Here is a 14496-nt window from a genome sequence, read left to right as displayed (position 1 = left end):
ACTCCTAATCAAATAGTTTACTAATTGAATCATTTGTAAAAATTCTAATCATAGCTTCAGCAAATAATGGAGCTACTGACAACATTTTTATTTTTTCTATTTTCTTTTCTTCAGGCATCGGAATAGTATTTAAAAGAACAAGTTCTTTTATAGCTGAGTCCTGAATTCTCTCTAATGCAGGACCTGAAAGCACAGGATGAGTAGCACAAGCATAAACTTCCCTTGCACCAAGTTCTTTTAATGCATTTGCAGCATTTGTAATTGTACCTGCTGTATCTATCATATCATCTACTAAAATTACATTTTTATCTACTATATCACCAATGATATTCATAACTTCAGATACGTTAGCCTTTGGTCTTCTCTTATCTACAATTGCAATTGGTGCGTCAAGTGGCTGCGCCATATTTCTCGCTCTTGTTACACTTCCATGATCTGGAGAAACAATAACTAAATTATCCAGTCTCATTTCCCTGAAATATTTTACTAAAATAGGCATTCCGATAAGATGATCTACAGGGATATTAAAATATCCTTGAATTTGCGATGCATGTAAATCCATAGATACAACTCTGTCTGCTCCTGCTGCACATAATAAATCAGCCACTAACTTAGCTGTAATTGGATCTCTAGCCTTTGCTTTTCTATCCTGTCTCGCATACCCATAATATGGAATTACCGCATTGATTCTTCCTGCAGATGCTCTTTTCATTGCATCTATCATAATTAACAATTCCATTAAGCTGTCGTTTACTGGCTGACACGTTGACTGTACTATGTAAGTGTCAATACCTCTTACTGTTTCCCATAGACTTACAGATATTTCTCCATCACTAAATTTATTTACGGTGGCTTTGCCTAATGGTTTTCCCATTATTGCTGCTATTTCATTTGCTAATTCTGAATTTGAATTACCCGTAAAAATCTTAAAATCTGTAAAGACTCCGTTTTTCATTACTGCACCTCTTTCTTTAGACGTCTTACACGTCTTATTATTTCTTCTTTAGTAATCCTCTTCGCTCTACCCATCCTTCGAGAACCTTATTTTTTACTCTTCCAACACATAATGCCCCCTTTGGCACATCCATTGTTACTGTAGTTCCTGCTGCCACATACGCACCCTCATTAACAGTTACAGGTGATACTAAGTTAGTATTGCATCCTATAAAAGCACCGTCTTTAATAGTTGAGCGATGCTTGTTCTTACCATCATAATTTACAAAAACTACTCCACATCCTAAATTGACATTTTTCCCTACATCTGAGTCTCCTATATAAGTCAAATGGGATGCTTTAGAACCATTATCCATATTTGAATTTTTAACTTCAACAAAATCTCCGACCTTTACATTATCTCCAATGCTGCAATTTGGTCTTATATACGCAAATGGTCCAATATGTGTATCGTTTCCAATATTGCTTTCAAGTATTACTGAGCTTTGCACTTCCGTGTTATTTTCAATAACTGAATTAACAATTCTAGTATTAAAGCCAATAATACAATCTTTGCCTATTGTCGTATTGCCTTCTATAATTACACCAGGATAAATTTTTGTTCCTTCCCCAATAGTTACATTTTCATCAATATAAGTAGATTTTAAATCTATAAATATAACACCTTTTTCTAGATGTCCAAGATTAATTTCATATCTTTTTTTTTCTTGCTTTTCATACTCTATTAATGCGTTTGACATATAGTATCCTCCAATTCATTGCATACACGTTAAGTATATCATTTTTTTTTTGCTTCTAAAAGGTTTTATTAAAAATTGTTCTTTATTAAACAAAGTTTTAATATTCAATCAATAGATCTTTGATCATATCATTTAGGTATATAAATTAAGAAAAAAATGTTACGCTTTAAACAATTAAAATGAAATTTTAAGCTAGTCTCACACAATTCTTTTAAATAAACATAAAAAATAGGCTATGAATGCCTATCTTTTTCCAATATAATTTCAGCCACTTTATAAATGTCCCCTGCTCCCATAGTAATTACTAAGTCATTATTTTCTGCATTATTTATAACAAAGTTAGCGATTTCATTGAAATCACTGAAAAAATAAACTTCTTTTTTAGGATAAACTCTTTTTATTTCATTAACTAACTCTTTTGCACTAATTTTATAAATATTTTTTTCTCTTGCTGCATAAATTTCTGTCATTATAATTTTATCTGCCGCTTCAAATGATTCAGCAAAATCATCAAATAATGCTAGTGTTCTAGTATAAGTATGTGGTTGAAACAAGCACCATAAATTATTATGTGGAATGTTTTGAGCTGCTTTTAGAGTTGCTTTTATTTCTGTAGGATGATGTGCATAATCATCTACTACTTTGATATTATCCTTTGTAACCCCGATTACATCAAATCGTCTTTGAGTTCCATTATAACTTTCTAATGTAGATACTATATTGGAAATATCTATTCCCAAATAATGACAACAAGAAAATGCTGCAACTGCATTGGCGATATTATGTTCTCCCGGAACCGAAAGATGAATTTCACAAAGTTCTTTTCCCCTATTATTTACTTTAAATTCAGGTAAACCAAGAGAATTAAATTTAATATCCGTAGCATAATAATCACATCTTTCATTAAACCCGAAAGTAATTACATTTTTATTCAAATTTTCAATAATACTACTTACAAATGGATTTGCATCATAAGCTATTAACATACCATCCTTTGGAACTAAGTTAGCAAATTTGCTAAAAGAGCTCACTATATGTTCTATATCTTTAAAATAGTCTAAATGATCCGAATCAATATTTAAAATTATTTCAATATTAGGTTTCAACTTTAAAAAACTATCCATGTATTCACATGCTTCTGTAACAAAATAATCACTGCTGCCAACTTTCACATTTCCATTTATTTCAGAGAGGTTTCCACCTACCAAAATAGTAGGGGATTTTTGACTATTTTCCAAAATCAATGAAATCATAGAAGTTGTTGTGGTCTTGCCATGGGTACCTGAAACAGCAATGCTGCTTTTGTACTCATCCATCAACGATCCTAATACTTCTGCTCTTGACACTGCTTTAATTCCCTTTTCCAAAGCTCCTTTAAGTTCCGGATTGTCTTGAGATACAGCTGATGAATAAATTACCAAATCTGTACCTTCTATATTTTTTTCTCTGTGCCCAAGAAAAACTTGAGCACCTTTTCTCATAAGTTTATCTGTAATTTCACTTTCCTTCATATCAGAACCTGATACTTTGTATCCTCTGTAAAGGAAAATTTCAGCAATAGCGCTAAGTCCTATACCACCTATTCCTATACAATGTATATGTTTAAAATCTGACAAATTGAGCATTATTATCCTCCATTGTGATGTAAAATTTTTAATTTGTGAATTCATTATAATTGAGTTAAAATACTGTATTAATATAAGTATTTGTAATATAAATAATTGCATACGTATTATCTGTATAATAAGCTAATAAAAATACAATTATAATATTATTTAGATATCGCTCAATTATATCACAAATCATTAAAAAATTAATGTAAATTTGACAAAAACAAAGAAAACGAATAGAATCGAATAGAATATGTTTTATAATATATTAATATTCGTTTTAGATGGAGGATGTTACTAATGAAAAGGATTGAAAGAGTTGGTGCTATAATTAAAATTTTATCAGACTGCCCCAACAAACCATTTTCACTAGGATATTTCTGTAAAATTTTTAATGCTGCAAAATCTAGCATTAGTGAAGATATCCAAACTGCAAAAAATATTATGAATACTATGGAATTAGGATTAATAGAAACCACAGCAGGAGTAGGCGGAGGAGTAAAATTTGTTCCATACATTTCCGATAAAAATGCAGAGGAATTATTAAATTATTTATGTAATAAATTAAAAGAAAGCAACCGAATTTTAGGAGGAGGCTTTCTTTATACTTCAGATATAATGTTTGATTCTAATGTAGTAAAAAAAGCCGGAGAAATATTTGCAAAAAAATTTAAAGATAGCGGTGCTGATTATATTGCTACAATTGAAACAAAAGGTATTCCCGTAGCTTTAATGACAGCCCAAATGCTAAATCTCCCATTGGTAGTATTAAGAAGAGAAAGCAAAATCTCAGAAGGGTCTACTGTAAGTATAAACTATTTTGCAGGATCATCAGAAAGAGTACAAAAAATGTCTATTTCAAAGAGGGCGGTAACCACCGGCTCAAAGGCTATTATTATTGATGATTTTATGCGGGCAGGTGGTAGTGTTAAAGGTATTTCTGATATGTTAGGAGAATTTGATATTGAAGTAACTGGTATTGGAGTTATGATTACATCTACTATACCTAAACAAAAAAAGGTTAAAGATTATACTCCTTTAATCTATCTTGGGGAAGTAAATGAAGATGATAAAACAATTGATGTTTTTCCGAATTGTCAGATATTTTGCAAAAAAGACTTGTAAAATTTTGTTATGTATTGTATGATGATGACACATGGTTGTATAACTAAACATAAAATTTAGATTAGGCTGAAAGGATGGTGTCAGTATGAATATAACTGATGTAAGAGTACGTAAAATAAACGATGAAGGTAAAATGAAAGCTGTAGTATCTGTTACATTTGATGATGAATTTGTAGTTCATGACATTAAAATTATTGAGGGACAGAATGGTTTATTCATTGCAATGCCAAGCAGGAAAATGGGCGAAGGCGATTTTAGAGATATTGCTCATCCACTGGTATCTGAAACAAGAAATAAAATTAAGGATGCTATTTTCGCAGAATATGAAAAAATTCTTGAAGAAAAAGTAGATGATGATTCTACTGAAATAGAATAATATTTTATATTTATTGAAAAAACACCAATTTTAAATTGGTGTTTTTTATTTGCAACAATTATATTCTATACTTTTTTATTATGAAATATATCTCTAACTTTTTATTTTTATATTTAATAATCTCTTTAGTAATGTTTTTAATTATTAGACATATATTATTATAGACATGCTATGGAGGTAAAAAATAAATGCACAATAAATATAAAAAATTTATTTTAAAAGCTATTGCTGCAATAACCTTAATGGTAATCTTCTTATTAGTAGTTATTCCAGTTGGAATAATCTCAATTTACCCCAAACAAATGATAGGAAAAGAAGATACAAAAATTAATAAAGTTCCAGAAGCTAAATATATTAAAGTTTATCGTCATTTGAGCGGTGAAACCGAAAAAATTGAATTTGAAGAATATGTAAAAGGAGTTGTGGCCGGTGAAATGCCTTCAACTTTTGAAATGGAAGCACTAAAAGCTCAAGCTGTTGCAGCACGTACATATGCTCTTTCTAAAATAATGCGCTCAGGTGATTCGGGTAACCCTGCGCAGCATCCCAGTGCACCGATTTGTGATGATACACATTGTCAAGTTTACAGAGATTTGAAAGAATTAAAAAAGTTGAAATCCGAAGAATGGATGAAAACCGGATGGCCTCGTATTGAAAAAGCCGTAGAAAGCACACGTGGTGAGGTTATGTATTATCAAGGAAATTTAGTAGAACAACCTCTATTCCATTCCTCAAGTGGTGGACGTACGGAAAATTCTGAAGACGTTTTCGTATCTGCTGTTCCCTATTTACGCAGTGTAGACAGCCCATATGAGTCTGAAGCTTCTCATAAATCAGATGTAACGTCTTTTACACTTTCCGACTTTAAAAATAAAATTCAAAAAGCTTATTCAGATAAAAGTTTTGGCACTGTAAATAAAAATACAATAGCAATAATCAGCAGAAGTGAAGGTGGAAGAGTAACGGATATACAAATAGGCAATGTAACTCTTACAGGTAGGAATATTCGAGACACTTTAGGTTTAACCTCAGCCAACTTTAATATTTCATATGATAGTAATAATATAGTCTTCACCACCACAGGATATGGTCATGGAGTCGGAATGAGTCAATGGGGTGCCAATGGCATGGCCAAATCAGGCTATGATTATAAAGAAATTTTAACTCATTATTATAGCGGCGTAGACATAAAGTAATATCTTATACATCTTCAATAATTAATAAAAGTGTCTATAGTTATTAAACTAATGACACTTTTATTATTTTTTTAATCTTCAATTCTTACAATTTTAGCGCCTAGGCTTCTAAATTTTTCTACAAAATCAGAATAACCTCTTTCGATATGATATATATCTGAAATCTCAGTAGTTCCCTCTGCAATAAGTCCAGCTAAAACCAATGCTGCTCCTGCTCTTAAATCTGTTGAAACTACTTGTGTGCCTTGCAATATGTTTTCTCCCTGTATTACGGCACTTCTGCCTTCAATTTTAATATTTGCACCCATACGATTCAGTTCGCCAATATGCATGTATCTGTTTTCAAAAACATTTTCTATAACTACACTGGATCCTTTTACTGTTGCAAGTAATGACATAAATTGGGACTGCATATCTGTTGGGAATCCAGGATATGGTAATGTTTTAATATCTGTTGCAATCAACGGACGAATATTACCTATTATACGAATTCCTTCATCACTATCTTCTACTTTAACACCACATTCTTTTAATTTTGCAATAACTGGTTTGACATGATCGGAAACTACATTTTTTATTAAAATATTTCCCCTTGTTATTGCAGCAGCAACCATAAAGGTTCCTGTCTCAATTCTATCAGGAATTACTGTATGTTTTGTTCCATGAAGCTCTGATACTCCCTCAATTTTAATAGTATCAGTACCTGCACCTTTAATTTTAGCACCCATCTTATTTAAAAAGTTTGCTAAATCTACAATTTCAGGTTCTTGTGCTGCATTTTCTAATATGGTTACACCTTCAGCTAAAACAGCTGCCATCATAATATTTTCTGTTGCCCCAACACTAGGGAAATCTAAATATATATTACTGCCCACTAATTTATCAGCCTTTGCTTCTACATACCCATGCCCTTCTTTTACCTCAGCCCCCAAGGCTCTTAACCCTTTTAAATGAAGAGCTATAGGTCTTGCTCCTATTGCACAACCACCAGGCAATGCAATCTTGGCTTTTCCGGTTCTTGCAATAAGAGGTCCCATTACTAAAATAGATGCTCTCATTTTTTTTACTAACTCATAAGGAGCTTCTTCTGCTATTACATTATCTGTAAGTATTTCTATACTATTATTTTCATATTTCGTTTTTACTTTTGATCCAATACTACTAAGAAGTTTACACATTACATCAACATCTCTAAGAACTGGTGCTTCCATAATTTCGCAACTTCCATGTGCTAAAAGAGCAGCTGCCATAATTGGCAAAACCGCATTTTTCGAACCACTAATTTCAACCACACCATTTAACGGTTCGCTCTTTTCAACTATAAATTTTCCCACCATTTTCCTCCATAAAAAAATATATATTAATTGTTATTATCTAAATCACATTCAAACTATAGTATACACAGTTATAACGAAATTTTCAATTAAAAAACTTTTTAATTACTAAATAATTTTGATAAAAAAATGTAAAATACACAATCAAAGACTTATATTGGTATATAATACCAATATACCGACTTAAATTCTCTTTTCTATTCACGTACTTTTTTATATCCTACCAATATTTTAAATCAATAATAAATTAAGAAGTGTAAATATAAAAACAAAAATCTTTATTTTTACTTTGGAAGTTTAATTTAATGTTATTAATTTTGCTAATTATTAAAGTGCTTTCTTTTCCATAAGGTAAAACTACATAATAAAAAATAGAGAAAAAGATTTTTTTATGCTAAAGGGGGACAAAAACATTATATATAAAAATCTTTTTCTCTTCCATTATAATTATTAACCACAAATATTTTAAATATACATACAAGCTAAAAGAGAAGCAAATATCGTAACAATATATCCTATTATTCCAGCAATAAGTGCATGCCTCATATGTTTAACTGCAGTTACTCCAAAATAAATAGCTAATACATAAAAAATTGTTTCACAACTTCCAACCATAACTGATGCGGCTCTTCCTATAAACGTATCTGCTCCATAATCACTCATAATTCTTTCTACCAATACTAATGATCCACTACCTGATACTGGTCTAAGTAAAATTAACGATATTAATTCTTCTGGTACACCTACAAATTTAAAACCTGGAGCCAGTAAATTTTGAAAAAAAGTCATGGCACCTGATACAACCAGGGCTTCAATACCAATAAAAATAGCAATAATAAAAGGCATTATATCTACTGCTGTTTTTATTCCATCTTTAGTTCCCTCGATAAAGTAATCATAAATAGGTGCTTTCTTGAAAACTCCGTAACCAATTATAAAGGTTAGTATTCCGGGAATAAAGAAAAGAGAAAGACCGCTTAAGAAACCCTGCATCTTCTATCCTTCCTTTCATAGTATTTACAAACTAAAATAGATGCAATCATACCTGCGAAACCTGTTATAATTGCAGGGATTATAATACTTCCTGAATTTACAGAACCCGCATCACTTCTTATCTTAATCACAGTAATAGGTACAAGCTGTACCATTGACATATTTACTGCGATAAACATACACATAGCATTACTTGCTCTTTTATTCTTTCCATTTTCTTCATCTAGCATTTCCATAGATTTTATCGCAAATACAGTAGCACTGTTTCCTGCCCCAAATAAGTTTGCTGCAAAACTCATTAACATCATCGCAATAGTATCTTTTTTTAAATAATCAGGAAATAAGCATTTCATAAGTGGCATTACTTTTTTTGCTACCAAATCAATAAGCCCTGTTTGCTTTGCTATATTCATAATTCCTGACCATACTGCCATAATTCCGGTAAGACCAATTACAAAATATACAGCATCTGTACAGCTTGACATTAATCCATCTGTAAATTCACCAAGCTTTTGGTTTATAACGGCAAAGAATACACCAAAAGCTATCATTCCTGCCCATATATAGTTCATCAATTATTAATCACCTCTCAATTTTACGTACTACTATTCATATTCAAATTTTAAAAAAAAATGTTGAATTTTTCCAACTTGTAGGGGATAATAGATAATAAGTATTTCCTAGTCACAAAGGAAAAAATTAAACGAAGAGGAGAATAGATATATGAATACTACTATAACTCTTGGAGATGCAGGTTTAATTTTAATTGGAATTGGACTCTTAATATTGATTTTTTATTGCATAACCTTAGTAAGAAACTTAATTCCCACAGTAAAAACAATGAATAAAATTTTAGAAGATGTAAATGTCATTTCAAAAATAGCAGTTGACAGTACTAATGAAGCTCAAAAAATGTTAGGTGATTTAACAAACTCAATTGGCAGTATTTCAAATATTATTAAGGGAAATCAAAGTGTTATAAATGCATTAACTTCAATAATAAACGCGTTAGCATCTCTTAAAAATTTAATAAAAAAAACAAAGGATAGGGATTGACTATTTTTTTCTATAATGTTAAAATTAGGCAAGTTAATTATTGTAAACTACTAAATCGGCTAAATAAAGAGGTTCTTGAAACCTATATAAGCCAAGATGATGAAAGGGGAAAAAGATGAAAGCAACAGGAATTGTAAGAAAAGTTGATGAATTAGGCCGTATAGTACTTCCAATTGAACTTAGAAGAACTTTAAATATTGAAATCAAAGATCCAATCGAAATTTATGTTGATGGTGATTATATTCTTTTAAAAAAATATGAGCCTGCTTGCATTTTTTGTGGTAACGCTAAAGATGTTAAGAGAATTCATGATAAAAATGTATGCTCTAAATGTATCAGTGAAATACAAGATTTATAAAAGAGTCTTTATAAAGTGATTATATTTAAGTCTTATTTTTTATAAAACTTTGTTAATCAATTGACAATATTTTCTGCACAATAATAATAAAACCTGCTTAAAAAAGCAGGTTTTTTATATTTACTGTTATTTTATCTTTCATATATATTTATAATCTCTGATGTGTAATTTCCGTTCTCTTCATATACATATAGTGGATCCAAAAATTTCAATTCTGCTTTTCCGTATTTTACACAATGGATCAATATAATATTAGGTCCCATATTTTTATTAGGGCTTACTAATCTTAATTCTTTTGGCTCTAAATTAGATTGTCTGCATGCATAGCAAATATCTACCAGCCTATTTGGTCTATGCACCATATAAAAATCCCCTTTATCTTTTAGAATATTACTTGCTATTTTTATAAAGTCATTAAGACTTGCCGTACTCTCGTGTCTGGCAATACTTTTTGATATATTTTTATTTTTTAGTCCTCCATAACTTTTCATATAAGGGGGATTAGTTACAACTACATCAAATTTCCCTAAATCAGAAAGCTCTTTTACATCTTTATTTATGATTTTTATTCTATCTTCCAAATTATTAAGCTTTAAATTGCGAAGAGCTCTTTCATATGAAGTTTTTTGAATTTCTATTCCCCAAATTTCTTTAGCTAAAGTCTTATGACTTAAAATAATCGGTATAATACCTGTCCCCGTTCCTAAGTCAATAACTTTTCCTTTACTTTTCACTTTAGCAAAGTCTGCTAAAATAACCGCATCTATTCCATAGCAAAATTCATCAGGATTTTGAATTAGTTTTAAATTTTTAAAACCAATTTCATCTATTCGCTCATTTTCATAAATAATATTATTCATTTTTACTCCTTGAGTAAATCTTTTATTTCATCTAATAGTTCTTCATCTATATCCTCAAGTGCATCTTCTTTCTTTTCCTTAGTAGCTATTCTTTTAATTTCTTCTTTTCTATAGATATGAAAATCTGCACCAAGCTTCTCAGGTCTATTTTCCGTTTTTTCTTCGATGACAAGTCTTACTTTTATTTTATTCTCTAAGATATTGGAATCAACCACAATTCCAGTTCCATCTGCTGTTTCTATCCTTTCGCCTATATCCGGCATACCTTTTCTTAACTCATCATATATATCATTTTCATATTTTAAGCAACACATTAGTCTTCCACAGATACCAGATATTTTGGTTGGATTTAAAGAAAGATTTTGCACCTTAGCCATTTTTATGGAAACAGGCTCAAACTCAGGAAGCCATGAATGACAACACAATGATTTCCCGCAAGTTCCTATTCCTCCCATCATCTTTGCTTCATCTCTTACTCCAATTTGACGAAGCTCTATTCTCATCTTAAATACGCTTGCTAAATCCTTTACAAGTTCTCTAAAATCTACCCTTCCATCAGCAGTAAAATAAAATATTATTTTACTGTTATCAAAGGTATACTCAACATCTATTAGTTTCATTACTAATTTATGTTTTTCTATTTTTTCTTGGCATAAGCTTAAAGCACGCTCTTTTTTTTGAATATTTTCAAGATGCTGTGCTTTATCGTCTTCATCTGCAATTCTTATAATTTTTTTAAGAGGGGCTACAATATCTTTTTCCTCAACTTCTTTAATATTTGAAGTTACAGTACCAAATTCCATACCTCTGGCGGTTTCCACAATAACTTCCGATCCTTTTTCTACTTCAAGATTGTCAGGATCAAAATAATATATTTTTCCGGCTTTTTTGAATCTAATACCCGCTACTTTTACCATATATTTTATCCTCCGATTTTTAATATCATTTTTTTCAAGGTATAACTAATATTTATATTTCTATTTAGATTATTTCTCGCTTCTTCAATACAGTCAATAGCTTCATAAATTTGAGCTTTCTTATACAACTTACTTTTTTTCTCTATCTCACCCAAAAAATCTTGGTTTAAAATAAGTTCCCCATAATTATCATACTCATATATCCCTATATCTCTATACCAATTTTCCAAAGCATCTAAAAAGAGATATGCTTCTTCCTTTGAAGATATTTCTTTTTCCAATACCTTAGAAATTTCATAAAATGTTTTTCCTTGGATAATCATAGATTCTATTTCTTTTGCAATTAAAAAAAAGGATTCAAATTTATTTATGCCATTGGGATTCAACCTGAATATAATACATCTAGAACGAATAGTCTGTGTAAGATTTTCTACATTTTCAGATAATAATATTATAATAGTACCTAATGCCGGTTCTTCTAATGTTTTTAAAAGTCTATTTTGTGCTCTTACAGTCATTGTATCTGCATCTTGAATAATAATTACTTTCCGTAAACCTACGTATGGTTTTTTCTTTATTTCAACTTGTAATTCTTCAATAACTTCATCTTTTATGCTATTACCTTCTTTATTAATATAAATTAAATCCTCATAATTACCATGTTCAATTTTTTTACAAGATGAACATATATTACAGCTATTACCTTTACTACTAAATTCCTTATTTTCGCAAAGAATCGCCTTAACAAAATTCTCAGCTATCAATTTTTTATTTACGTTTAAATCACTTTCAAAAATATACGCATGAGAAATATTACCCTTTTCTATGGACTTTTTTATTCTTTTTATAATTTTCTCATTAATTTCAACATCCTGCAGCGACATAATTCCCCCATACGATTACAATTACCTTGTATTTATTTTTTCATTTTTATATATTTATCAATATGTGCTTTTATTTCTATACTTATTTCTTCAACATTCTTGCTTGCATCTACACCTATAATCCTATCTGGGAAAAGTTTTTCTAACTGCATATAAGCTTTATACACTTTATTATGATAATCAATATTTTCCATTTCCAGTCTGTCCTGCTCTTCAGGATTAATTCTATTTTTACCTACAGAGGGGTCTATTTTAAGTAAAAATGTTATATCAGGATAGCATCCTCTTACAGCAAAATCATTAATAGTTTTAACACTATCTCCTAATTTTCTTCCAAATCCCTGATAAACTATACTTGAGTCAATAAATCTATCACAAATAACAGTTCTGCCTTCAATTAAAGCCGGTCTAATAACCTGAGCAACATGCTGAGCTCTAGAAGCTGCATATAATAGTGCTTCCGTCATATAATCCATTTCAGTATTATTTTTATCTAATATTATATTTCTAATCTTTTCGCTGATATTTGTCCCTCCGGGTTCTCTTGTAAGTAAAGCATCATAACCTTTATCATTAAGGTAAGATTTTAAGATTTTTATTTGTGTTGTCTTTCCTGATCCATCAGGCCCCTCAAAAGTAATAAACAAACCTTTTCCCATAGTATTCTCTCTCCTAATTTGATTACTTCACATACTCATTAAAAAGCTTCCCAAATAATAAAGCTCCTAAATATAATAACGGAACACATAGCAGCACTAAAAATATTATTTTTAAAACTATCATAAGCTACCTCCGAAATAAGCTAATTTTACACTCAGAAAAGCGTATTGTAAAATACAATTTACAACAAAATAAATAATTATATAACAACTAGTATTAAACATCAATATCCAATCTTCCTATATTACTTGATGAATTATTTTGCATTTGTAAAAGCTGTAATAAAAATACTGATGCAATATAATCACTTTGAATTATATCATCATAAGTTTTTTCTGAATCATATGCACTTAAAGTACTTGTACTTCCTAAAGTACTTTCTAACCCAGAGTTAATAATGCTTTGAGAGCTATTACCAATATAACCTAAAACTTTACTTATATAATTCTGAGTTTCTTTAAACGGTGGAACGCCGCCATACTTCTGTACATTACCAGGGCCAGCATTATATGCAGCCAAAGCTAATTTAACATCACCATTATATCGAGATAACATTTGACTTATATACTTAGCACCACCCATTATATTTTGTTCAGGGTCAAAAGCATTTATTACGCCAAGTGCTTTAGCAGTGCTTGGCATAAGCTGCATAACTCCCTGTGCACCACAACTTGAAACTGCATTTGTATTATATCCAGATTCAGCTTTTGCTATCGCTTTTAATAAGGAAGAAGAAACACCATATTGCTTTGATGCTTTTTGAAAATATTCTTCATATTTCACATTCTGAATATCTTTAGATTCATTTAAACTATTGATACTTTGATTATAATAATTTAAAAAGTTAGTTCTTATGTCATTTTGCTTGTCCACATTTAACCTACTGCTAAGTTCTTTAATATCGCTATTATTTATATTTTCAAAATTTATACTCATAAATATATCCTCTTAATATCTTTAATAATTAATAAATCTATAATGCACTAATTTAATTATAATTACCTAGCACCCAACTTGCAACAAATTTGTTTATCTAAAGCATATAAATTATCTTTATCTAATTTCTATCAAGCCTAGTAATTTTTTGACATAAATTCTTTTATTTCTTAAAAAATATCTTATAAAAAAAACACACTACCAGAGTAATGTGTTCTTTTTAAGACTACCAAATTAAAATTTCTATAAAACATTTCTTATGTTTATTATAATTATATTTATATTTATTACAAAAATAGGTACCAGTACAAACTATAAATAATATATACAGTTTTACATTAAAAAAGAAGCTATATATATAGCTTCTTTTTTTGTAAAACTGGCAACGTCCTACTTTCCCAGGCAGCTTCCCGCCAAGTATCATCAGCGCTAATGAGCTTAACTACTGTGTTCGAGATGGGAACAGGTGTGACCTCATCGCTATTATTACCAGATCT

At 30.1% G+C, this 14496-nt stretch carries 16 protein-coding genes and 1 rRNA gene; 5 read left to right on the top strand and 12 right to left on the bottom strand.

From position 1 onward, the window contains the following. Positions 1–4 precede the first annotated feature (4 nt). The 3 genes from K292_RS0111235 to murC form a co-directional block, all read right to left on the bottom strand. Positions 5–955 carry a ribose-phosphate diphosphokinase gene (locus K292_RS0111235; protein ID WP_027399906.1) on the bottom strand — a complete coding sequence of 317 codons (951 nt, stop codon included), beginning with the start codon at positions 953–955 and terminating at the stop codon, positions 5–7. A 37-nt stretch (positions 956–992) separates the two neighbouring features. Further along, the gene (locus K292_RS16970; protein ID WP_051280684.1) at positions 993–1694 is read right to left on the bottom strand and encodes a hypothetical protein; all 702 of its coding nucleotides are present in this window, start codon (positions 1692–1694) and stop codon (positions 993–995) included. Positions 1695–1927: 233 nt separating this feature from the next. After that, positions 1928–3319, bottom strand: a complete 1392-nt coding sequence (gene murC / locus K292_RS0111225) for a UDP-N-acetylmuramate--L-alanine ligase (protein WP_051280682.1) — start codon at positions 3317–3319, stop codon at positions 1928–1930. Positions 3320–3604: 285 nt separating this feature from the next. On the opposite strand from murC, the gene purR reads away from it, so the two are divergent. From purR to spoIID, 3 genes are all read left to right on the top strand, one after another. Further along, positions 3605–4429 carry a pur operon repressor gene (gene purR / locus K292_RS0111220; RefSeq protein ID WP_156900533.1) on the top strand — a complete coding sequence of 275 codons (825 nt, stop codon included), beginning with the start codon at positions 3605–3607 and terminating at the stop codon, positions 4427–4429. 85 nt (positions 4430–4514) lie between these two features. Next, complete coding sequence (gene spoVG / locus K292_RS0111215) at positions 4515–4805, top strand: septation regulator SpoVG (protein WP_027399903.1); 291 nt, start codon at positions 4515–4517, stop codon at positions 4803–4805. 188 nt (positions 4806–4993) lie between these two features. After that, positions 4994–6001, top strand: a complete 1008-nt coding sequence (spoIID, locus tag K292_RS0111210; protein ID WP_037373105.1) for a stage II sporulation protein D — start codon at positions 4994–4996, stop codon at positions 5999–6001. Between the two features lie 71 nt (positions 6002–6072). Here the strand turns inward: spoIID and murA are convergent, their stop codons facing one another. From murA to K292_RS0111195, 3 genes are all read right to left on the bottom strand, one after another. Continuing rightward, positions 6073–7335: a UDP-N-acetylglucosamine 1-carboxyvinyltransferase gene (gene murA / locus K292_RS0111205; RefSeq protein ID WP_027399901.1), complete on the bottom strand. Its 1263-nt coding sequence runs from the start codon at positions 7333–7335 to the stop codon at positions 6073–6075. A gap of 465 nt (positions 7336–7800) precedes the next feature. Further along, positions 7801–8328, bottom strand: coding sequence for a spore maturation protein (locus K292_RS0111200; RefSeq protein ID WP_027399900.1), 528 nt, complete (start codon positions 8326–8328; stop codon positions 7801–7803). Continuing rightward, a complete protein-coding gene (locus K292_RS0111195; protein WP_051280680.1) occupies positions 8313–8900 on the bottom strand; it encodes a nucleoside recognition domain-containing protein in 588 nt (195 codons plus the stop codon). The genes K292_RS0111200 and K292_RS0111195 overlap by 16 nt, the downstream gene beginning before the upstream one ends. 151 nt (positions 8901–9051) lie before the next feature. Here K292_RS0111195 and K292_RS0111190 point away from each other — a divergent pair, with 151 nt between their 5' ends. After that, positions 9052–9384, top strand: coding sequence for a hypothetical protein (locus tag K292_RS0111190; RefSeq protein WP_027399898.1), 333 nt, complete (start codon positions 9052–9054; stop codon positions 9382–9384). A 115-nt stretch (positions 9385–9499) separates the two neighbouring features. Further along, positions 9500–9742 (top strand): AbrB/MazE/SpoVT family DNA-binding domain-containing protein, encoded by a 243-nt coding sequence (locus K292_RS0111185; RefSeq protein WP_027399897.1) that lies wholly within the window; start codon positions 9500–9502, stop codon positions 9740–9742. A 131-nt stretch (positions 9743–9873) separates the two neighbouring features. Here K292_RS0111185 and K292_RS0111180 read toward each other — a convergent pair whose 3' ends face one another. The 6 genes from K292_RS0111180 to rrf all read right to left on the bottom strand — a co-directional run bounded on the left by K292_RS0111180 (position 9874) and on the right by rrf (position 14493). After that, positions 9874–10602: a tRNA1(Val) (adenine(37)-N6)-methyltransferase gene (locus K292_RS0111180; protein ID WP_027399896.1), complete on the bottom strand. Its 729-nt coding sequence runs from the start codon at positions 10600–10602 to the stop codon at positions 9874–9876. 2 nt (positions 10603–10604) lie between these two features. Continuing rightward, a complete protein-coding gene (locus tag K292_RS0111175) occupies positions 10605–11519 on the bottom strand; it encodes a PSP1 domain-containing protein (RefSeq protein WP_027399895.1) in 915 nt (304 codons plus the stop codon). 5 nt (positions 11520–11524) lie between these two features. Beyond that, entirely contained in the window at positions 11525–12403 is an 879-nt protein-coding gene (locus K292_RS17995) for a hypothetical protein (protein ID WP_051280678.1), read from the bottom strand. Positions 12404–12435: 32 nt separating this feature from the next. Next, positions 12436–13062, bottom strand: coding sequence for a dTMP kinase (tmk, locus tag K292_RS0111165; RefSeq protein WP_027399894.1), 627 nt, complete (start codon positions 13060–13062; stop codon positions 12436–12438). Between the two features lie 217 nt (positions 13063–13279). Continuing rightward, a complete protein-coding gene (locus tag K292_RS19340) occupies positions 13280–13999 on the bottom strand; it encodes a lytic transglycosylase domain-containing protein (RefSeq protein ID WP_084145982.1) in 720 nt (239 codons plus the stop codon). A 377-nt stretch (positions 14000–14376) separates the two neighbouring features. Beyond that, positions 14377–14493 (bottom strand): 5S ribosomal RNA (gene rrf / locus K292_RS0111145). Between the last annotated feature and the right edge of the window lie 3 nt (positions 14494–14496).

It is taken from the genome of Anaerovorax odorimutans DSM 5092, assembly GCF_000426305.1.
Taxonomy (GTDB): Bacteria; Bacillota; Clostridia; order Peptostreptococcales; family Anaerovoracaceae; genus Anaerovorax; species Anaerovorax odorimutans.
The sequence above is the reverse complement of the archived record's forward strand: the minus strand, read 5'-3'. Positions and strand labels throughout refer to the sequence as shown.

Bases quoted from the DNA above. Each gene is read 5' to 3' on its own strand.
- K292_RS0111180 (WP_027399896.1), bottom strand. From the start codon at position 10,602: ATGAATAATATTATTTATGAAAATGAGCGAATAGATGAAATTGGTTTT.
- K292_RS0111235 (WP_027399906.1), bottom strand. From the start codon at position 955: ATGAAAAACGGAGTCTTTACAGATTTTAAGATTTTTACGGGTAATTCA.
- spoVG (WP_027399903.1), top strand. From the start codon at position 4,515: ATGAATATAACTGATGTAAGAGTACGTAAAATAAACGATGAAGGTAAA.
- K292_RS17995 (WP_051280678.1), bottom strand. From the start codon at position 12,403: ATGTCGCTGCAGGATGTTGAAATTAATGAGAAAATTATAAAAAGAATA.
- K292_RS19340 (WP_084145982.1), bottom strand. From the start codon at position 13,999: ATGAGTATAAATTTTGAAAATATAAATAATAGCGATATTAAAGAACTT.
- K292_RS0111195 (WP_051280680.1), bottom strand. From the start codon at position 8,900: ATGAACTATATATGGGCAGGAATGATAGCTTTTGGTGTATTCTTTGCC.
- K292_RS0111190 (WP_027399898.1), top strand. From the start codon at position 9,052: ATGAATACTACTATAACTCTTGGAGATGCAGGTTTAATTTTAATTGGA.
- spoIID (WP_037373105.1), top strand. From the start codon at position 4,994: ATGCACAATAAATATAAAAAATTTATTTTAAAAGCTATTGCTGCAATA.
- murC (WP_051280682.1), bottom strand. From the start codon at position 3,319: ATGCTCAATTTGTCAGATTTTAAACATATACATTGTATAGGAATAGGT.
- K292_RS16970 (WP_051280684.1), bottom strand. From the start codon at position 1,694: ATGTCAAACGCATTAATAGAGTATGAAAAGCAAGAAAAAAAAAGATAT.
- purR (WP_156900533.1), top strand. From the start codon at position 3,605: ATGAAAAGGATTGAAAGAGTTGGTGCTATAATTAAAATTTTATCAGAC.
- K292_RS0111175 (WP_027399895.1), bottom strand. From the start codon at position 11,519: ATGGTAAAAGTAGCGGGTATTAGATTCAAAAAAGCCGGAAAAATATAT.
- K292_RS0111185 (WP_027399897.1), top strand. From the start codon at position 9,500: ATGAAAGCAACAGGAATTGTAAGAAAAGTTGATGAATTAGGCCGTATA.
- tmk (WP_027399894.1), bottom strand. From the start codon at position 13,062: ATGGGAAAAGGTTTGTTTATTACTTTTGAGGGGCCTGATGGATCAGGA.
- K292_RS0111200 (WP_027399900.1), bottom strand. From the start codon at position 8,328: ATGCAGGGTTTCTTAAGCGGTCTTTCTCTTTTCTTTATTCCCGGAATA.